The 20791-nt window shown below is 35.2% G+C and carries 13 protein-coding genes and 3 pseudogenes; 11 read left to right on the forward strand and 5 right to left on the reverse strand.

What is annotated here, in order from left to right:
- Positions 1–187: 187 nt before the first annotated feature.
- The 3 genes and pseudogenes from OPR28_RS00150 to OPR28_RS00160 form a co-directional block, all read left to right on the forward strand.
- A pseudogene (locus OPR28_RS00150) lies at positions 188–389 on the forward strand (IS256 family transposase); the annotation flags it as partial.
- Between the two features lie 423 nt (positions 390–812).
- Positions 813–1766 carry an ankyrin repeat domain-containing protein gene (locus tag OPR28_RS00155; protein WP_265023238.1) on the forward strand — a complete coding sequence of 318 codons (954 nt, stop codon included), beginning with the start codon at positions 813–815 and terminating at the stop codon, positions 1764–1766.
- Positions 1767–2055: 289 nt separating this feature from the next.
- The gene (locus OPR28_RS00160; protein ID WP_015589129.1) at positions 2056–2982 is read left to right on the forward strand and encodes a hypothetical protein; all 927 of its coding nucleotides are present in this window, start codon (positions 2056–2058) and stop codon (positions 2980–2982) included.
- On the opposite strand, the gene OPR28_RS00165 is transcribed toward OPR28_RS00160, so the two are convergent.
- On the reverse strand, positions 2971–3882 hold the full coding sequence (locus OPR28_RS00165; protein ID WP_265023239.1) for an Rpn family recombination-promoting nuclease/putative transposase: 912 nt from the start codon (positions 3880–3882) through the stop codon (positions 2971–2973). The two genes, OPR28_RS00160 and OPR28_RS00165, sit on opposite strands and share 12 nt — an antisense overlap.
- A 569-nt stretch (positions 3883–4451) precedes the next feature.
- Between OPR28_RS00165 and OPR28_RS07050 the strand changes: the two are divergent.
- From OPR28_RS07050 to OPR28_RS00215, 7 genes and pseudogenes are all read left to right on the forward strand, one after another.
- Positions 4452–5538, forward strand: a pseudogene (locus OPR28_RS07050) (IS3 family transposase).
- Positions 5539–6482: 944 nt separating this feature from the next.
- Positions 6483–7247 (forward strand): cytochrome c oxidase subunit II, encoded by a 765-nt coding sequence (gene coxB / locus OPR28_RS00190; RefSeq protein WP_182320018.1) that lies wholly within the window; start codon positions 6483–6485, stop codon positions 7245–7247.
- Between the two features lie 15 nt (positions 7248–7262).
- Positions 7263–8813 (forward strand): annotated as a pseudogene (gene ctaD / locus OPR28_RS00195) (cytochrome c oxidase subunit I).
- A 1-nt stretch (position 8814) separates the two neighbouring features.
- Positions 8815–9702: a heme o synthase gene (locus OPR28_RS00200; protein ID WP_174515960.1), complete on the forward strand. Its 888-nt coding sequence runs from the start codon at positions 8815–8817 to the stop codon at positions 9700–9702.
- A gap of 175 nt (positions 9703–9877) precedes the next feature.
- Entirely contained in the window at positions 9878–10315 is a 438-nt protein-coding gene (gene rnhA, locus OPR28_RS00205; RefSeq protein WP_265023240.1) for a ribonuclease HI, read from the forward strand.
- Positions 10308–13241: a DUF3971 domain-containing protein gene (locus OPR28_RS00210; protein WP_265023241.1), complete on the forward strand. Its 2934-nt coding sequence runs from the start codon at positions 10308–10310 to the stop codon at positions 13239–13241. Before rnhA ends, OPR28_RS00210 begins: the two co-directional genes overlap by 8 nt.
- Before the next feature lie 216 nt (positions 13242–13457).
- Positions 13458–13580: a hypothetical protein gene (locus OPR28_RS00215; protein WP_255703183.1), complete on the forward strand. Its 123-nt coding sequence runs from the start codon at positions 13458–13460 to the stop codon at positions 13578–13580.
- A 223-nt stretch (positions 13581–13803) separates the two neighbouring features.
- Here OPR28_RS00215 and groL read toward each other — a convergent pair whose 3' ends face one another.
- Both groL and OPR28_RS00225 read right to left on the reverse strand, forming a co-directional pair.
- Positions 13804–15453: a chaperonin GroEL gene (groL, locus tag OPR28_RS00220; protein ID WP_155968879.1), complete on the reverse strand. Its 1650-nt coding sequence runs from the start codon at positions 15451–15453 to the stop codon at positions 13804–13806.
- Between the two features lie 100 nt (positions 15454–15553).
- Positions 15554–15835 (reverse strand): co-chaperone GroES, encoded by a 282-nt coding sequence (locus OPR28_RS00225; protein ID WP_173862895.1) that lies wholly within the window; start codon positions 15833–15835, stop codon positions 15554–15556.
- A 186-nt stretch (positions 15836–16021) separates the two neighbouring features.
- On the opposite strand from OPR28_RS00225, the gene ygfZ reads away from it, so the two are divergent.
- Positions 16022–16828, forward strand: coding sequence for a CAF17-like 4Fe-4S cluster assembly/insertion protein YgfZ (gene ygfZ, locus OPR28_RS00230; protein WP_265023242.1), 807 nt, complete (start codon positions 16022–16024; stop codon positions 16826–16828).
- Between the two features lie 897 nt (positions 16829–17725).
- On the opposite strand, the gene recJ is transcribed toward ygfZ, so the two are convergent.
- Both recJ and OPR28_RS00240 read right to left on the reverse strand, forming a co-directional pair.
- Positions 17726–19465: a single-stranded-DNA-specific exonuclease RecJ gene (gene recJ / locus OPR28_RS00235; protein WP_265023243.1), complete on the reverse strand. Its 1740-nt coding sequence runs from the start codon at positions 19463–19465 to the stop codon at positions 17726–17728.
- 60 nt (positions 19466–19525) lie between these two features.
- A complete protein-coding gene (locus OPR28_RS00240; RefSeq protein ID WP_265023244.1) occupies positions 19526–19735 on the reverse strand; it encodes a hypothetical protein in 210 nt (69 codons plus the stop codon).
- Positions 19736–20791 lie beyond the last annotated feature (1056 nt).

Below are 20791 nucleotides of genomic sequence, written 5' to 3' on the forward strand. Positions count from 1 at the left end.
CTATAAGTAGCTAATTTAGTAAGCATAGAAATCATGTTAAAGAAGATATTGGTTTTTGAAGTAAGAGGAGAAAGCTCATAATCTTTGCTCATATGTCTAAATTGGAGAGCCAAGCAAAAGTTTGTTCCACAATAGAGATGTTCAAAAAAGTGTGTCAAATCAAAAAGAAAGTAATAAATTGATATAAAAAGGTGAAATAGAAAACCACTTATTGGCTGAAAGTGAAGAAAATAATAGAAAAAATGGGAGAAATGCAAAGGCTTTACGTACAAGTGCAGATTTATTTGAACTTTTAACACCAAGAGATAGAGAAGGAACCCCAAATAGTCAAAAAAAGGCAAACAAACTTACATCCAGGGCTTGAAACGAAGATTTTAAGCACATTTGCAATACCAATCGATTTCCAAAAAAATCTTCTCATGCTAGCTAGTTTTTATTGCTGAAAGTGGTTGTATTATTTAGGTTCTTAGTAATATTTAATATTAAATTAATAGTAATTCATTAAAAATTTTCATCAAAAATTATTTCAAAAAAATTTTAAATTAGGGGTTGACAAGTTTTAAAAGTGGAGTACTATTCCTGAAATACATTAGATTACTAATTTTTTATGGTATGTAAGTGTGTGATGGCTAAGGTAATTTTACGTTTGTGAGTGGGCTATGTTATGTGAAGGCATTCCAGAATTCTTGTTTGAGGGAAGATGGTCCTTTCTGTGTTGCTTGAGGAAAGAAAAAAGCTCAGGGTAAGAGTGGCTTGTTATAGTGTGATTGCTTAGTTAAGTTAGGTAAGTTTTTATAAATGTGGAGGGACAAATGACTTTAAACAATGATGATTTATTAGTTAGTGCTGCAAGAGTAGGACGCCTTAGTGACGTTAGAGAACTTCTTGAGAAAGGGGCTAATATTGAAGCTAGAGATAGTGATGGTTACACATCTTTGCATAGGGCTGCTGAAGGAGGTCATTTAGAGATAATTAGATTTCTTATAGATAAGGGGGCCAACATTGGAGCTAAAAATAAGGATGGTAAAAACCCTTTAGATGTAGCAAATGACCTTGGTAAAACAGAAGTAGTAAACTTTTTAGGACCAAAGCAAAGTGAGTATGATAGACTTTTATTTGCTGCTGTAGAAAGTGGGAATGTTAGTGAAGTTACAAATCTTCTCAATATTGGAGCTAACATCGAAGCTAGAGGTGCAAAAAATGAAACGCCTTTATGTGCAGCTTCTCGTATAAACAAATTGGATGTACTTGAACTTCTCCTCAGTAGAAATGCTAATGTTAACGTTCAAGACGATGATCGAAGAACACCTTTACATCACGCTGCTTACCTTGGTAAGGGAGTTGAACTCATCCTTGATAAAGGTGCTAATATTGAAGCCAAGGACATAAACGATTGGACGCCTTTGCACTATGCTGCTTGGGGAGGTCAATCAGATACAGTTAAAACGCTTGTAAATAAGTGGGCTAACATTGGAGCTAAAAATAAGGATGGTGGAAAACCTTTAGATGTAGCAAATACCTCTCGTCAGTCAGAAGTAGTAAACTTTTTAGGACCAAAGCAAAGTGAGTATGATAGACTTTTATTTGCTGCTGTAGAAAGTGGGAATGTTAGTGAAGTTACAAATCTTCTCAATATTGGAGCTAGTATTGAAGTTAAAGGTGTAGAAAATGCGGAGTTTAGGTTAGCCCGTTATGTAAAAAGAATTATGGAGATGAGTAATTACCATAATGTTCATTCGGAAAAAAATCTGAGCTTGAAAGGATAAAAGGAGAATTACCAGAGTCAGTAAAGAATGCAGTATTTTCATCGGAGGTATGTATTAAAAGTGTTTACTATAGTAATGAGTATTTATATCCTGCTAGTGATTATCTTAGCCATGATAGGGATAGAAGGAGAGTATTTACTTGGAGGCCAGGGGGCAAAGATAGTTCATGTCAATGGAAATTTGAACCTGAAGGTAACAACATATATATAAAAAGCACTTATTTTAATGAGTATTTATATCCTGCTAGTGATTATCTTAGCCATGATAGGGATAGAAGGAGAGTATTTACTTGGAGGCCAGGGGCAAAGATAGTCCATGTCAATGGAAAATTGAGGATTGTGGATCTACTCGCAAGAAGCGTGATGTACAATATAGTATTACAAAAGAAGCTAAGTGTGATCTATCTTATGATAATGCATCAGACAATTCATCGCAAAGTGACGAAATAGGCTATAACAAAATAGGAGCTACAAGCGGAGCAAGTAAGCCGTCTTCATGGATAGATGCTGTTAAAGGTGTTTTTCAGTTTATCTCTTCCCCTTTAAGGGCTGCGTTGCCTTCATTTTCAGAAAATAGCTCTAGCCGTTCTGGTACAGCAGGAAGTAGCTCCAATCATTCTGATACAGTAAGAAACCCAAATATCCAATATACTAGCCAATTTAGTCGTGAAGTTTGTGCGAGTAATAATGCTAGCTTGATGTTTTTCTTGTTACAAGCTTTTCTAGATAAAAAGTGTCCTCTTCCTAAGTTTTCTGATGTTAATCCTGTAAAGGCTCTTTTTTACACATCGGATATTATAAAGTCGTTCAAGGAAGTATTAGAGAAGCAAGCTGAATCGAAAGGTGGTATAAAAATGCACCGCTTAGATATTAATTTTGAGAAATTATTTGAGAAGATTAATGAAAAAATTAGGAGTGGTGAATTTAATGAAATTTCAGGGATTTTAAAATCATACGCAGAGGAAGCATTGCCTGGTAGAGAACCCGGAGATCCCGGTAGATTAAGTCCGAAAAAGTTTGATAAGTTTATGGCTGAATTTAATAGAAGAATAGACCCAGTAATAAATCAATTAATGCAACAAATGTTAAGCAGATTAGAAGTGAGTGACGTAAAAGAACAACAAATAAGCTTGGAGCCTAAAAGTTATCTAAATAATACTTCTGTTCAATGTCATTTAACTCAAGCTAGAGGTCAAGGTAAAGTATTAATTCCTTAATTTTTGAATTTCATCTGTCGAAAGGCCGGTAATTTGAGCGATAACATCAATAGAGACACCGGCCTTAAGTGAGTTCTTTGCCACTTCGATTTTCTCTGCTTTTCTGCCTTTTTCATGTCCGATTTGGATGCCTTCTTCTCTACCTTCTTCTCTACCTTTTGCAGTAGCATCATCAAGTTTTTGAGCGAGGACAGCCTGTTCATCAAGAATACGTTTTATTTCCTGTTCATAGGCAATAAATTCTTTTTCTGACCAGTTGAATCTATTTAGCTCTTCATAGGCCTTTTTAATTATTACATCACTACCTATTATTTTTTCCAGCTCTTCTTCACTAGTCTCATCTGCATATCGAAAAAAATAAACCCATTTTTCAACTATATTTTCCAACTGATCTTCCTTATTCTTTGGAAATTTTGGCAACTCAATAAATATAAAATAGAAATCTTTTAGATCATGCTCATTAGTGTCTTCATCTCGAATAGTATGCTTTGATTTGTACTCAGATTTATTAGGAAACAGTACACAATCTGCTATAGCAATGAAGATAATTTCCTTAAGGTTATGATACTGGTCACCTTTATCAGCTTGCCTTGAGTAAGCTTTAGCAGCATAGTATTGGGCACGTTTTTCAAAGCCTTTAGTTTTAGCGACCTGCATCTCGCAAATGTATTGAGCACCTGTAGAATCTCTACAGAGAACATCAACAATACTTTGCTTTTTAGCGGCGATATCGGGGTCTTGAATAGTACTTAAAAACTCTATATCCTTTATTTCATTTTTACCAGTAAAGCCAAGAATATCATTGAGGAAGTGAATAAGGATATCTCTATTTTTTTCAGTACCGAAGATACGCTTAAACGATACATCATTTTTGGGATCAAGAAACTTAGAAAAAGTCATAAGAAAGAACCTTAAAAAGCATTAATAATTATACACAATTCTGAAGAAATGTTCAAGTTTTTTATTTTTTTAAGTTTTGAATGCGTTGATGAAAAAAATGTCTCCCATAGATGGCTTTAGAATGCTACTACGCACCTTAGACGTCCTTTTTACATCTTTTATCAACCCTTCTATAAAGCGCCTTAAAAGGCCGGCAAATGGATGCTATGAGTTTGGAGCTGTAGGAGACATCAAAGATACCCTTTTTGGTGTATAAAAATACGAATCTACGACAACATCGTTTAAAGAAATTAGCAGCTATTAATATCTTCTACCTTTTCATAAAAAAATAAACAAAAAAAAATTGAAAATTTGATTTGACTTCACCCAAAAGCTATGGCTTTATGCCAATACTGCTAAGAAAATAACAGTAAACATTTAAGAATAATTTATTATTAGTGAAGGGTATATTATATGAACAATAAGAATAAAAGTAAAGATCGTAAAAAAGAAATAGTGACCTTACCCAGAAAAAGTGGAGAGAAAGAAAAGAGTTTTTTTGGGTAAAATAAAATTTTGGAGGATTAGAAATGGTAAGAGAATATACAGCAGAATTCAAATTGGAAGCTGTTAAGCTGGCAAATGAACAAAGAAAGGTAGGTCAACCAGTTGCAAAAGTAGCAAGAGATCTAGGAATAAGGGATAGTGTATTAGGAAAATGGATGAAGAAATATAACGAAAAAAAGTCGGCAGCAGATGCATTTCCAGGTAGAGGTAACATGGCTCCTTACGACAAAGAGAGGTTTGATTTACAAAGCAAGAGTAACAAGGGAAAGAGACATTTAAAAAAAAGCCCTGGCCAGTCAAAAAGAGTAAAATATTTTTTTATATAGTAACTGCTATAAAGTACAGGAATTATGTAGGATTTTCTGCTAGTGGCTACTATAAGTGGACCACAAGAAAAATAAGCAGTAGAGAATCAGCAAATAAAGAGCTACTCGAAGCTATTCAAAAAATATATCAAGTTTCTAAATGTAGATATGGAGCTCCTAAAATTCATGCTGAATTGAAGGCTTTGGGTAAAAGTTGCAATTTGAAAACGGTGCAAAGTATTATGCAGAAAAATGACATCAGGGCTATACTGAGAAGAAAGTTTAAAATTAAAAAACAACAAACAGATAATAGAGCTGTAGCTCCCAATATACTAGATCAAAACTTTATTGTTGATCAACCAAATAAAGTATGGGATTACTTACATCAAAACCAAGGAGGGATGGCTATATTTGGCAGCAATAATTCTCACGTATGGTAGTTAATGAGTAGTGCAATAAATAAACAATTGGTTATGAACTCTTTATTAATGGCCATTAATAGGCGTAAACCTGTTAAAAATCTACTGCTGCACAGTGACCAAGGTTCACAATATACTTTGCAAGGTTATCAATATCTCTTATCCATAAAAAACATAGATGAATCATAAAGGTTGTTGTTACGACAATTCTGTTGTGGAAAGCTTCTTCAGTTCTCTAAAAAGGGAGTTACCAATAGACACCTCTCGGCACTCTAAACAGCATATCAAAACTGCTATATTTGAATATATAGAAATTTTTTATAACAAACAACGTCACTATTAACTATTGCATTCCTGAGCATTTTGATTCATCATTCTCTTTGTGAAAAACATTCCAAACTTTCTCTCCACTTTTTCTGGGTAAGGTCAAAAAAAACGCCGATATTTTAGTACATAGTAAATAGCCAACCACCACGGGGCTTCTTTTGCCTTTTTTTTTATTTGGTAGATTTCTTAATGTTTATGGCTAAACGACAATCGTCATCCCGCTACGTGTTAGCGGGATCTAGAGATACCGCGAATGAATCGCGGTATGACGGTTTGTGGCGGCATGACGATAAGGTTTATACCTTGTCATCCCAGTGCTTGACACTGGGATGACAGCTAGCCTGACAATCGTCATCCCGCTACGTGTTAGCGGGATCTATGCTTTGAGATACTGCGAATGAATCGCGGTATGACGGTTAAGTAAGGGATCTATGCTAAGAGATGCCAAAGACCTTCATGAAACTTTGCCCATTTGGCTTCTCTAAAGATTTCGTTTACAGAATCTAGTAACTCAGCTATGCAGAATGAAAAAAGTTTGTATGGTATATAAATAGTGTGTTTTTTTTGTAATTATTTTCTATAATACGCAAACCTTTGGTTCAGTAGATGCTACCATAGGCATTAAAAGTTAATTAACAAACTGCAATGTATAATGAAATAAAGACACTTGCAAGATTTTGATCTTGCAAATCATAAACTTATCATAAAGTTTAATAGTGTCTGTTACTGCTTTTAGGTGTGAGGCTAGAGGGTTATTAGCAGTAACAGACACTATTAAACTTATTATAGAATTTACTTAAAGTAAATACTTAATTTAAAATATTATAATATTTTTACTTACAATAGATTTATGTAAATGCTTTTTTCCTCAATTAGTATTGTACTATTATACTTGTTGAATGCTAAAAAATTATTAACCATCACTAATCTCTATTTGCATAGTAAGTTTATATATACTATTATACAGTATATCACTTAGTTTTATAGCAAACAAACAAAAGATATGGTGAAGTTATTTGCACTATTGATAATATTTTACTCAAATATATCTGTTGCCTCTGCTCCTACTTCCTGGCAATTTGGATTTCCTGCTCCTGCAACTGAAGTAATGGAGGCTGTAGTTAGGTCACATTCGTTTGTGATGCTTGTGATGGTTACAATAATGCTTTTTGTGTGGGCGCTGCTTGCTTATATAGCGTTTCGCTTTCGTAAAAGCAAAGTAACAAACATAAGTAAAACTACCCATAGTGTTCCTTTAGAAATTATTTGGTTTGTTATACCAACTATCATTGTTGGAATATTAGCCTTTGAAAACGCTAAATTACTGAAGCTACAGGAAGAAATACCGAAAGCTGACATAACACTAAAAGTTATTGGCCATCAATGGTATTGGAGCTACCAATATCCAGAATATCAAGGTGTGTCATTTGATAGTTATATTAAGGGAAAAGAAGACTTTATCGAAGGAGATTTAAAGCTATTCTCTGTTGATAACAACATCATTTTACCCGTTAATGCTAACGTTCGTTTACAAGTTACAGCAGGAGATGTGATACACAGCTGGGGAGTACCGGCTTTTGGTGTAAAAATTGATGCGATACCAGGTAGGCTGAATGAGGCGTGGTTTAATATCAAAAAGCCTGGTGTTTATTACGGGCAGTGCTACGAATTGTGTGGTCAAGGCCATGGATTTATGCCAATTGTTGTTGAAGCAGTAAGCAAAGAAGATTTTAATAAGTGGATTGAAAATAGAAAATTAGTGAGTTAAATTTGGAGTATAGATATGAGTGACGCACCAAAGGGCATAAAGCGTTGGTTGTTTTCCACCAACCATAAAGACATAGGGACACTGTACATTATTTTTTCCATATTAGCTGGAATTATTGGTGGATTATTATCGGTGATTATTCGCACTCAGCTAATGCACATTAATATACTTAACAATAACTATCAATTATATAACGTAATGGTTACAGGGCATGCGTTGATAATGGTGTTTTTTATGATAATGCCAGCCCTCATGGGAGGATTTGGTAACTGGTTTGTACCTCTCATGATTGGCGCACCAGATATGGCATTTCCTCGTATGAATAATTTAAGTTTTTGGTTGTTAGTGTCATCTTTTATTTTGCTCATTCTCTCAGTGTTTATTGGTGAAGGTCCAGGTACAGGTTGGACTTTATATCCACCTTTATCACAGGTAATGTCCCATCCAAGTGCAGGAGTTGACCTTGCTATACTTGCACTCCACGTTGCTGGTATGTCGTCAATTGTTGGGGCGATCAACTTTATAGTTACTATATTTAACATGCGCACAAAAGGAATGTCATTAACTAAGATGCCACTGTTTGTTTGGTCTGTCTTGCTAACAGCATTTATGTTGATTGTTGCCTTACCAGTGCTTGCCGGTGCTATAACTATGCTTCTTACTGATCGCAATGTTGGTACTTCCTTTTTTGATCCTGCAGGTGGTGGTGACCCTGTGTTATTTCAACATTTATTTTGATTTTTTGGTCATCCAGAAGTTTACGTAATTATTTTTCCTGCATTTGGCATCATAAGTCAGGTTGTATCAACTTTTTCTCACAGACCTGTATTTGGTTACATAGGGATGGTTTATGCAATGATAGGTATAGCAGTATTTGGCTTTATGGTTTGGGCTCATCATATGTTCACTGTTGGGCTTAGTGCTGACGCTGCTGCATTTTTTAGCACTACCACAATTTTTATCGGTGTTATAACTGGTGTAAAAGTCTTTAGCTGGATTGCAACTATGTGGGGTGGAGCAATTGAGTTTAAGACCCCTATGCTATTTGCACTAGGTTTTATTTTTATGTTTGTTGGCGGTGGCATAACGGGAATAATTCTTTCTCATGGTGGAATAGATAAGCTCTTGCACGACACCTATTATGTTGTTGCTCACTTCCATTATGTCATGTCACTTGCTGTATTATTTGGAGCTTTTGCTGGCTTTTATTATTGGATTGGTAAAATGTCGGGTAAACAATATAATGAGCGCTTAGGTCAAATCCACTTTTGGCTTACTTTTATTAGCACCAATATCACTTTTTTACCTCAACATTTCTTAGGATTAGCTGGTATGCCAAGGCGTATACCTGATTATCCTGATGCGTTTATCCCTTGGAATTATATATCCTCAATTGGTTCGTATATGTCCTTTGTTTCAGTTATGTTTTTTGTGTTTATAGTTATACATCTCTTTAAATGGGGCAAGAAAGCTGGAGATAATCCTTGGGAAGGTGACACCTTGGAATGGACGGTATCTTCACCACCGCCTTTTCATACTTTCGAAAAGCCACCAGTGGTAAAATAGAATGTACACAAGTGTTTTGCTAAATGTTGAATCAACAATACTGGATTTTTGGCGTTTGCTGAAGCCAAGGATAATGTATCTTGTGGTATTTACTGCAGTTGCTGGTATGGTTACTGCACCAGGTAGTATGCACCCTTTTCTAGCACTAATATCTCTTATATGTGTTGCTCTTGGCTCAGGATCTGCAGGTGCTATAAATATGTGGTATGACAGAGACATAGATCTGCTCATGGAAAGGACAAAAAACCGCCCTATACCCTCAGGTAGAGTTTCTGCAGAAAGTGCGCTTGAATTTGGTATAACTCTTGGAATATTGTCAGTATTTATCATGGCAATAGCAGTAAACTATATTTCTGCTGCTTTGCTTGCTGTTAGCATATTATTTTACGTTTTCATATATACAATTTGGCTAAAAAGGCGTACTCCGCAGAATATCGTTATCGGTGGTGCAGCAGGTGCTTTCCCTCCAATGATTGGCTGGGCAGCTGTGACTAATTCTGTAAATTGGGAAAGTTTCATTTTATTTTTAGTAATTTTTATGTGGACTCCACCACACTTTTGGGCCCTATCTTTAAATAAGTCTGAAGACTATGCAAAGGCATCGATTCCAATGTTCAATATTGTTTATGGTCCGGAAAAAACAAGAAAATATATATTAATTTATAGTGTCTTGCTGGTGCTAACTAGCTTGCTTCCAGCTCTATTCTTGAAAAAGGCTTTACTTTATCTAAGCATGGCAATTTTTGCAGGTTGCATCTTTATTTGGTACGCTATATCAATTCTCAGATTCAAGAACCACAACTCACAGAAACAAATGTTTTCTTACTCAATTTCTTATCTATTTTCCCTATTCGCCAGTATTATTTTTTGTTCTATTGATTTATTTTAGTTATGAAAGAACGGCAGAAACATAAAAACTATTTTTTCCTTTTCCTTTTGGTAATGCTCGTTGTCACACTTTTTTTTGTTTCTATAATAAAATTTAAAGGTGCAGCTTAAACTACCTTTAGAAATTGTGCTTTCATAAAAGCAACTATATACTTTGTTAACCGATATAAACAAAGATGAGTAAAAAAGAAGTGACAATATATACGGATGGGGCGTGTTCTGGTAATCCTGGAGCGGGAGGATGGGCAGCTATCATATTATTTCAAGATTACAGAAAAGACATTTATGGTAGAGAAGAAAATACCACAAACAATAAAATGGAGTTAACAGCGGTGATCAATGGGCTGAAAGTATTGAAATTTTCTTGTAATATTAATTTATATACGGATAGTCTTTATGTTAAATATGGCATAACAGAGTGGATAAATAAGTGGAAAATGAATGGCTGGAAAACAAGTAATAAAAAATCAGTAAAAAATATGGAATTGTGGAAAGAGCTAGACAACGTTGCTTCACAACACGAAATTGATTGGAAGTGGGTTAAAGCACACAGTGGCGATAAGTATAATGAGGAGGCTGATAGTTTAGCGAGAAAAGCAATAATCGATGCTTAAAAAAATTACTATATTATTTTCCGTAGTTTTATTGTTCATATTGTGCTTCTTTATTTTTTTAAAGCCTTTAGAAATCAATATTAATTATATTAATTTTTATGTTAAACATAAAATATCAAAAATATTTGTTGGCTCAAGCGTTAATATGGAGAATACCTCAGTTGTTTGGCAGAAAGGTAGCAAAGATCCGTATTTAGTCATTACAGATTTGGCAATAGCAAACCCTAATTTTACTATAAAAGTTCCTGAGCTTTTTGTACATTTTAAGTTAAGTTCCTTATTTAAAGCTAGCACAAATCTCTCTCAGGTTTCAGCTGATAATGTGCATGTATGTATCAATCAGAAAGAAGCTGACTTTAAAGCAGTAAATTTTAATCTGCAAAACTCAGTAAAAACAATAAGGGAATTTTTTTTTGACTTAAGTGCGGATTCAAAAATTGAATTTACTAACATCGCTATTGATAAAAGCACAGAAGATGAATTTTTTATTGATAAATTATATATAGGGAAGGGGGAAGATTTTAATGTTTTAGATATTCATGTGAATAAAAAAGATGGAAAGGGATTTTTGGATGATTTATCAATTACGATAAAAAATCGCAACAATTTGCTAAATGTGTACGGGACATTTTATGATCTAAAATTGGGACTATTGAGCAAGTTTTCTACATTAGTTAAAAGCTACAATTTGGACAAAAATATAGGATTCAAAGGAAGCTTCTCAGTGAAAATTAATAAAAAGGATGAAATTGTAGATGGAAATATATACGTATTAAATACAGAAAATTATTTGAACAAAAATTTGGCCTTAACTAATGTAAATATAAATTTAACATATAGTAATGGAATTATTAGTGTAAAAAACTTCCATTTTAAGTTAAATGACACGTATCTCTCTTTAATAGGCAAAATGAACTTTAGTACAAGTCATGCTTTGCTTAGAATTAATATTAGTAAGTTTGCTGCAAAAGATTTATGTACTTATGTACCAGATGGTGTAGTGAATAATAAATTTAAAAGCTGGTATTGTGATAATATTGATGGGGATGTTTTAAATACCATTGTAAGTTTCAATGGCAAAATTAACAATTTGGTTGATGACGATCTGTCAGACATTGTAATTGTTGCTGATATAGAAAACGGTAGCGTAAAATTTGATGAAGATTTTGAGCAAGTAAAGGAATTAAAGGGTGATTTGATCATCAAGAATAACGATCTTGAAATTACTGTAAATAGCGCTAAGTTTCAGAATTTCACTGTTAATGGTGGTGATATTGCAATGAAATCTCTCAATAAGGAAAATTCAGTTCTAACCATTAATGGCCAAGCTGTAAGTGATGCTTATGGTTTATATGAGCCTATAAAATTTAAGCTGGATGATGTGGTGAAGGTTGAAAGGGATAAAGTAAGTGGAATGGCAAAATCCGTATTTAATTTTCGCATTTTTAATCTAAATGCTGATGACAAAAAAGTAGATTTTTCGGCCAATTTTCATTCCGAAATTGACAATTTGGCCGTCTATAATGCAAGTCTTGGTAAATATGATATTAAGCTTAGTTTTGGCAGTGACTTTATAGATTTAAATGGTAGTGGTATGGTGAATAACACACAGCTATTATTTGACCTGAAAAGTAGCAATAGGAATGAAAGTTTCGCCTGGAATTTGACCGGAGATTTACCTGCTCAAATATTTAATTTTGATAGTGGCTATGTCAGTGCAAATTTAGAGTCAGTGATAAATCAAGATAAGACGGGGTATGTTAATGGTGATATAGATTTATCAGAATTTGAATCACATTCAAGCTACTTAGGGTGGAAAAATCGCTTTGAAGATCACAATAAAATTTTGTTTTCTACAAGGTTAAAAGGAGCAGGTGAATTGTTAGTAGATAAATTAGACATTGTAGGAAATGACCTAGATATAAAATTCAGCGGAAGAGTAGAAAATGGAAATTTATATTTAAATTCTAGTAGCTTTAAATTGCCTGATAATGATTTTAGTATAGAAATTGAATCAGGTAAGGAGAAAAATGCCATAACTATTTATGGTGAGGAAATTAACTTAAGTGATATTTTAGGCTTGCTTGGCAAAAACAGTAATGGATTAAATAAAGATATAGAGATTAGTATGAATGTTGACAATGTAATTATGAAAGAAGGCATCGTTATCAAAAATGCTAAGCTGAATGTAACCTGTACTAAAGGTAATTGCAATGGAAGTCAATTTACAGGGCAGTTTCTGGAAGATAGCAGCAACATACTAGCAGAATACAGTGGAATAGGGCTCGAAATATATGCGGATAATTCAGGTATGCTTTTGCGTTCCTTAGGCATTAGTAAATCAATTAAAAACGGCAAATTGTCTTTTTATCTCTCTCCTCAGAGAGAAAGTGGAGAACATTATGGTACGTTATCCATTAGCAATTTCTACATCAAAGATGCTCCACTACTTACTACTTTATTGTCGATGTCTTCATTGCCTGGCATTGTAAATGCCATAAAAAATGAAGGTGTATACTTTTACAAATGTAATGCACCTTTTTCATACAAAGATGGCACTATTGAAATTGAAGAATCTTGGCTTGAAGGGGCGGAGTTAGGTATTAGCACTGGTGGTAAGCTCGATATTAGAAATTATAAATTCCAGGTTGCAGGACAAGTAATACCAGCATATTCAATTAATAAATCTTTGTTAAAAATTCCTATAATTGGAAAACTTCTTACTGGTGGGAAAAGTAGGGGAATCGTTTCAATAGACTATAAAGCAAGTGGTGATGACAAAAACAATAACGTATCTGTTGATCTTATCTCTTCGCTAACTCCAAACCTATTAAAGAGGTTATTGGGAGTGTTTGACCGCATTATGACAAAAACTAACGAAAGTGGCTTAAAAGGTGGTGTGAAAAAGAAATTTGGTTCGATATGACCAAAAGGGAAGTTATTTAACAAAATTATGGACAAAAATGCAAGAATTTCAGAATGATCTACCTGGTTTTTTATTTAGTTGTTTAAGTAATACCACTCCCTTTAACCTCTCTATATTTGCTGAACAACTAAAAAGGGTAGGGGGGAGGTTGTAAATTGTATCTGTTCAGCAGAGTGGCAAAATAAGGTAGACGAGAAAAGACAACTATAGGAACAAATGGGTGTCATGCCAGTGCGTGACACTGGTTTCCATCCAAAAGGGTGTCATTCCAGTGTCAGCTACTTTCATGACATCGTTTACTATGTGCCATATTGTAATGTTCGTACAGTTGTGGAATGAATCGCGGTATGACGTGTTGCTTGGGTCAGCTATAGTATAAATATACTAGGGGTTATAGTTTTCTTATGCTGCCTTTTTGTTATTAGACAACCACAATATAAAGGAGTGAAACGGATGCAAACAGTAGTGCATTTCTGCACCAAACGTATTACCTTTAACGAATAGTAAAATGTGAGATTTTTTGGAACTACCGTGGAGCAATTGCTCCACGGTTTCATTCTACTTAGAATCCACCCATGCCACTCATTTCTCCTGCACCCATAGGAGATGAAGCATTTTCTTTGCTTGGTACATCAACTATCATAGATTCAGTAGTTATCAGCACACTCGCAACAGATACCGCTGTTTCAAAAGCAATACGCACCACTTTTGCTGGATCAATCACACCAGCTGTAAACGCATTAGCATAATTCATAGCCTCAACGTTGTATATAAGCTCTTTATCATTCTGCTTAATCAAATAGTCAATTATAACAGCAGATTCAAGACCAGCATTTTTGACTAACCTTCTAATTGGAGCACTGAGAACTTTCTTGATAATGTTTATGCCTATTTGTTCCTCGTCACTTGCACCTTTTAATTTGTCGAGAACAGATGAAGCATAAAGAAGCGCAACTCCACCACCTGGAACTATACCTTCTTCAATTGCAGCTCTTGTTGCATGCAGCGCATCTTCGACTCTATCTCTACGTTCTTTAACTTCCACTTCAGTTGCTCCACCAACTTTGAGCACAGCAACGCCACCTGATAATTTCGCTAAACGTTCTCTTAGCTTTTCTTTATCATAATCAGAAGTTGAAGTTTCAATTTGAGATTTAATCTGCTCGATTCTAGCTTTCACACTGTCAGAATCGCTATTTTCGCTGACAACTGTGGTATTATCTTTAGTAATTTTAACATTTTTAGCCGTACCAAGATCATCAAGCGTGAGATCTTCCATCTTGATTCCAAGTTCATCTTTTATGACGTACTTAGCACCAGTTAAAGTTGCTATGTCTTCGAGCATCTCCTTTCTTCTGTCACCAAAACCTGGAGCTTTTACTGCAGCAACTTTTAAACCACCACGCAATTTATTGATAACTAAAGTGCTTAATGCTTCACCTTCGATATCCTCTGCAATAATAACCAAAGGTTTACCAGATTTAACAATAGCTTCAAGAATAGGAAGTAAAGGTTGAATAATATTTAATTTTTTCTCTGTAATTAATAGATAAGGATTATCAAGCTCCACGATCATTTTTTCATTATTTGTAATAAAATACGGAGAGAGATAACCGCGATCAAATTGCATGCCAGTAGTCAGCTCAACTTCTAACTCTTTTGAACCTTTACTCTCTTCAACAGTTATTACACCCTCTTTTCCAACTTTTTTCACGGAATCAGCGATACTATTACCTATATCCTTATCACCATTTGCAGAGATTATTGCAACTTGTGCCACTTCGTCTATTTTCTCTAGAGAAATTGTACGAGACATTGACGCAATTTCCTTTAATATTACATCTTTTGCCTTCTGTATTCCGTTTTTAATACCAACACGATCGTTTCCAGCAGCAATTGATTTTGAAGCTTCCATTATCATGTTGCTAGTTAGTATTGAGCACGTTGTTGTACCATCACCAACTTTATCGTTACATTGAGAACAACTTTGTGCAAAGATGCTTGCTATTACAGCGTTTAATGGTTTTTCAGGCTTGATACCCTTCATCACCTTATAACCATCTTTTGTAATTTCTGGTGCTCCATAGGGCTTATTAATCCCTACTGTTTTTCCTCTAGGTCCCGCAGTTATTGCTACCGTTGAATCCACTATTGCTGCGACTTCACGAAAGGCTTCTTGCAACTGCTCACCTGATACTACTACATTAGTCATTTTTATCACCTCTTGTTAATAAAAAATTTAGAAAACTATAATAAAACCATTTACAATGCGCTATGTTGCGCTTTGTTTCAGTTTAGTAAAATAAAGACTGCTACTTAATGACAGCAAGTATATCGGATTCCTTCATCACGATAAGCTTCTCATTATTATGTTCTATTTCTGTACCAGCCCATTGGCGATAGAACACTTTATCACCAGCTTTCACAGTTAAAGTTACGCGTTCGCCACTTGAATTGCGTGAACCTTCACCAATTGCTATAACTTCACCTTTAGTAGGTTTCTTTTCAGCACTTGATGGAAGCACAATTCCACCTTGCTTTTCTTCGCTAATAGGCTTGATCAGCACGCTATCATCTAATACATTTAAACTTATACTTGACATTTGTTTTTCCTCATCAACAAATTAACTTATAAGTTTATATATATATACTCGTAAGTTAGATTTCAAGGGCTGGAGCTTGTAAAATATGCACGCCATTATAAAATATGCACGCCAAAAGCAGTTTCTAAAAGAGCCTAATGTTATATAATAAAATTTAGATTTATTTATAGAGATTTCATGAGTTATATACCATTTTTAAGTCGTGGTGTGATAGTGCTATATGGGCCTGACACTAGAGATTTTCTGCAGGGTATTATAACCAATGATATTAATAAGTTGGATAGCCAAAAAGCCATTTACTCTTTATTGCTTAGCCCTCAGGGAAAATATCTATATGATTTTTTTCTTATTGAATATGGTAAATACACCCTCTTGGAGTGCGAAAACATGCACTTGCAGCAAATAATCGAGAAACTAGATTTACTTAAAACTTATTTGAGGGTAAAGATTAAAGACGTTAGTGCACTATATAAGGTTGGAGTTTTGTTTAATACTAAGTTGGCGGAGTGTAGTAGTAAGTCACAAGTTATTTTTCAAGATCCAAGGCACAAGCTGCTAGGAATGAGGATCATACATAAAGATGAAATGAAAGAGCCGGTTGGGGATTTTACTCAGTATGAAAAAGTCAGAATTCAAAATCTCGTTCCAGATGGAGCGAAAGATATGGTGCAGAATTCATCGTTTCCGCTGCAATTTTTAATCGATAAAGTAAACGGTATAAGCTTTAATAAGGGGTGTTATATAGGTCAGGAAGTTGTAAATCGAATGAGCAGACAAGAAATATTCAGAAGAAAACTTTACCTTGTTGAGGGGGATAACGCACTTCCAGATATTGGCACTAAAGTGACAAATGAAAACAATGAGGAAATAGGGGAACTGCGCTCTAGTGTAGACAACGTTGGATTTGCATTGCTTAATACTGGAAAGAGCCATGCAAATTTATATGCAGATGGAGTTAGGTGCGTTAAGACGTTGAAGTCTTAAGGTAGCGCATATAGAAACGAAAAACTTGCTTGACAAACTCCGCCAGCCCCCTTATCATGGTATTGAAGGTATTCAGTTATCTTCATCTGTGCAGATTAAACAGCAAGAAAACAACGTAGTTGGCGTCTTATTTTTAATTTTTTGCACTATGTGCACCTTATGTCTTCACAACATTTCTGGGTTTTTACCTATATAAGCTGAAACGCGCTTATAAGTCGTTTAAGACAGTATAGTACGCCAATTTGCAGGATTAGAGAGTGACAACTAGCTAACACGGGGTTTCTTTTGCCTTTTTTTCTGCTTAGTAAATTTCTTAAACATTTGCAGCGTAGGTTAGTTGCATTCAAAAGCAGCTAAATTGCAGTGTTTAAGACTTAAAAACGCCAATACTGAAAATAGACAATGACTAGGGTTTCTTTTGCCTTTTTTTTCATTTGGTAAATTTTTTAATGTTTATGGCTAAACGACAACCGTCATCCCGCTGCTTGTTAGCGGGATCTCTTGTTAGCGCCGCGGCGGTATGACGGTTCGTGGCGGCGTGACGATAAGCTCGTCATCCCACTGCTTGTTAGCGGGATCTAGAGATACCGCGAATGAATCGCGGTATGACGGTTCGCGGCGGTATGACGGTTCGCAGTGGCATGACGATAAGCTCGTCATCCCGCTACTTGTTAGCGGCTAAGAGATACCGCGAATGAATCGCGGTATGACGGTTAAGTAGGGTGTCATCCCAGTGTCACGCACTGGGATGACATTATAGGAGCACTGGGATGACACCCTCTTGGATGGAAATCAGTGTCAGATAATTTCATGACACCAGTTGTTGTAAACTCACTTTTTCTCGATTTTTTGGTTTATCTTGTCTACCTATTTTGCCACTCTGCTGAACAGATACACTCAACTAATGGTCAATACATCTTCTATTAAAAATTGTACAAATTCATTGCCATTCCAGTAATTCATAGAGATTTTACCCAAAATAGCTTTAACATTACCCTGCATGATAGCAGAGCCAAGATGAGTATTTGCAGAACGAAATGCAATAGCTCTTACCATAACATTATCATCAGCAATAAAACATTTTATATGGTCAACTCCTATAACTTCAGGCTTTCTTATCTTTGCTCCTTGGATAATAAACCTTGGTTCAGGATTTCCAACTCCAAATGGTCCCAAGCGTTGCAATTGATTCCATAAAGACAAATTTATTGCTTTAGCAGTTACTATACTATCAGCTTTTAAAGTTTTCTCATTTATAGAGTTTGAAAATCTTTCAGTAAAAAAATCATGCAAATCATTTATTTTGTCTTCTTTAATTGAAAATCCTGCCGCCATACTATGGCCACCACCTTCAATAATCAAATTTATAAACTTTGCGGAAAGGACTGCAGCACCGATATCAACTCCCAAAATTGATCTACAGCTTGCTTTTCCTATTCCATTATTTAAAGATATCATTACTGTTGGCAAGTGAAACTGCTCCTTTAGCCTTGATGCAATTATACCAATTATTCCCTGGTGCCAATTGCCACTTATCATTATAAAATTCGCACCTGATTGGGCAGACTTTTCCGCTTGTGCTGTAGCTTCCAAGAGAGCCTCATTTTCTAACACTTTTCTTGCATTATTCAAATCTATTAATTTTAGCGCGATTGAATGTGCCTCTTCATCATCATCGGTGGAAAGCAACCTTGCACCAAGCGATGCTTCTCCAATTCTTCCTCCAGCATTTATGCATGGCCCAATACTAAACCCTAATCGAGAAACACTTGGTTTTTCAAGGATTCCCAAAGCATCAAATAAAACACGCAAGCCAACGTTTTTTCTTGTTGACATAACTTTTAATCCTTGTGAGACAAGTGCTCTATTGAGGCCTGTGATCTGCATAACATCACAGACAGTTCCCAGGGCAACCAAATCCAACAGATCAAATAAATCTGGTTCTTTTTTGTTGGTAAAAAATCCTTGCTCACGTAGGCTTTTATTAAGAGCAACAATTAGCAGAAATGACACTCCAACTGCTGCTAGGTTATTATAAGGAGAGCTCTCATCAAGGCGGTTTGGATTCACAACTGCTACGGCGCTTGGTAATTTTTCCGTACCAAGGTGATGGTCAACAACTATAATATCAAGACCAAAAGCCTTTGCATCTTCTATTGGTTGATATGCAAGCGTACCACAATCAACGGAAATACATAAATCAATTCCATTCTTTTTAAGTTGTAATAAAGCATCTGTGTTTAATCCATAGCCCTCATCAACACGATCTGGAATGTAGATTATAGAGTGTATATCGATTGCTCTCAGGTACCTGTTAATCAATGCTGACGACGTTGCACCATCAACATCATAGTCACCAAATATTGCAAGGTTTTCATCATTTTTTATTGCCCGTATTATACGAGAAACAGCTTTATCCATATCAAGAAGGTGAAAGGGATCTGGTAATAGCGATCTGATTAGTGGATATAAGAAGTCGCTTGCATTTTCTATGTTAACACCACGAGTAACCAATATTCTTGCTAATATTTCTGGTAACTCAAATCTCTGTGTAAGAGTTAAGATTTGCCTTTGATCTGCTTCTTGCAACTTCCACAATGCATTTGTTATGCTGCGCTTTTCAATTTCAAGTAGCATATTCTTTCTTTGTAAATAAAACTACTTTACCAGAATTTTTAAGCTTGTTCTATAATTGTATTAGACTTCTGCATAACCTAAACTAAGTAGAAAAAAGGTATCATCTAAGTAGCTGACACTGGTCTCCATCCAAGAGGGCAGTAGCCCCTTCGGTGTCATTCCAGCGCGTGACCAGGTCTTTTTAGCTATCATAGGATGACAGAAGCAGACACTCCACTTTGTCGTTCCAGTGCCTTGACTATTTGGATCCAGGAAAAAGAATGGTGTCATCCCAGTGCCCCTATGATGTCATCCAAGTAGCCTCCCTCTCCTGTCATCCCAGTGCTCCTTTTTTTGTCATCCGAGTAGCTGACACTGGGATGGCTTTGTTGCATCGCTAGCTATGATGGATTAAAGATAAAAAAGATAGGGAATATCAGTAGCTTATTATTCTGGTATTTATAACAAGAACGGTCAATGAATACCTAAATTTGAGTAAAAGAAATTTCACTACCATTTACCAATCCGGCTAAAATTCAAGAATTTCAATGCTTTAGCTATTTTCAATAGAATTAAATTTATTAATATAAATAACAAATTACTATTCTTAAATTTGATCAGATTGATTGCAAAAAAACAAGATTTTCAATAGGTTGCTTATAATCCTAACTATAGTTAGCCTTTCATAAGTAGCGATGCAACAAAGCCCACTGGGATCCAGGAATTTTATTAAGTTGGTAAGCATAAAAGTGTTATGTAAAATACAACGTTCTTGATGGGATTGCGTGAAATGCTGGATCCCAGTGTCTGGGCACTGGGATGACAAAGGAGGACAGTGTCAGCTACTCGGATGACAAAAAAAGGAGCACTGGGATGACATCATCCTTTTTTTGGGGTTCCAGCGTCACGCGCTACCTTCCGTATAAATATTAAAAAATTTACCAAATGAAAAAAAAGGCAAAAGAAGCCCCGTGGTTGGCTAATTACTTACATTATACTTTCAAGTATGGCGTTTTTTTATTCTAAACGCTTAATAACCGCGATTTAGTTGCTTTTAAGCCGCAACTAATCTAAATTATAAACATTAAGAAATTTACTAAACAGAAAAAAAGGCAAAAGAAACCCTAGGGTAGCTAGTTATTCACTATCCATTTTTTAAATCGGCGTTTTTTGATGTTTTAAATGCTTTATAAGCGCATTTCAGCTTATATTAGGTAAAAACCTAGAAATTTTATAAAGACATAAGGTGCACATAGTGCAAAAAATTAAACATGGGACGCCAGATACGTGAGTTTTTTTGTCATTTAATCTGTACAGAGAAGATAAATAAATAGCTTCAGTTTCATG

This window comes from Wolbachia endosymbiont (group A) of Epistrophe grossularia, from assembly GCF_947251435.1.
GTDB lineage: Bacteria > Pseudomonadota > Alphaproteobacteria > Rickettsiales > Anaplasmataceae > Wolbachia > Wolbachia pipientis.

What these genes read in the sequence shown, in the direction of transcription:
- OPR28_RS00165 (WP_265023239.1), bottom strand. Translation starts at nt 3,882, where the DNA reads ATGACTTTTTCTAAGTTTCTTGATCCCAAAAATGATGTATCGTTTAAG.
- OPR28_RS00155 (WP_265023238.1), top strand. Translation starts at nt 813, where the DNA reads ATGACTTTAAACAATGATGATTTATTAGTTAGTGCTGCAAGAGTAGGA.
- groL (WP_155968879.1), bottom strand. Translation starts at nt 15,453, where the DNA reads ATGACTAATGTAGTAGTATCAGGTGAGCAGTTGCAAGAAGCCTTTCGT.
- OPR28_RS00215 (WP_255703183.1), top strand. Translation starts at nt 13,458, where the DNA reads ATGGGTGTCATGCCAGTGCGTGACACTGGTTTCCATCCAAAAGGGTGT.
- OPR28_RS00200 (WP_174515960.1), top strand. Translation starts at nt 8,815, where the DNA reads ATGTACACAAGTGTTTTGCTAAATGTTGAATCAACAATACTGGATTTT.
- rnhA (WP_265023240.1), top strand. Translation starts at nt 9,878, where the DNA reads ATGAGTAAAAAAGAAGTGACAATATATACGGATGGGGCGTGTTCTGGT.
- recJ (WP_265023243.1), bottom strand. Translation starts at nt 19,465, where the DNA reads ATGCTACTTGAAATTGAAAAGCGCAGCATAACAAATGCATTGTGGAAG.
- coxB (WP_182320018.1), top strand. Translation starts at nt 6,483, where the DNA reads ATGGTGAAGTTATTTGCACTATTGATAATATTTTACTCAAATATATCT.
- OPR28_RS00240 (WP_265023244.1), bottom strand. Translation starts at nt 19,735, where the DNA reads ATGACACCATTCTTTTTCCTGGATCCAAATAGTCAAGGCACTGGAACG.
- OPR28_RS00210 (WP_265023241.1), top strand. Translation starts at nt 10,308, where the DNA reads ATGCTTAAAAAAATTACTATATTATTTTCCGTAGTTTTATTGTTCATA.
- ygfZ (WP_265023242.1), top strand. Translation starts at nt 16,022, where the DNA reads ATGAGTTATATACCATTTTTAAGTCGTGGTGTGATAGTGCTATATGGG.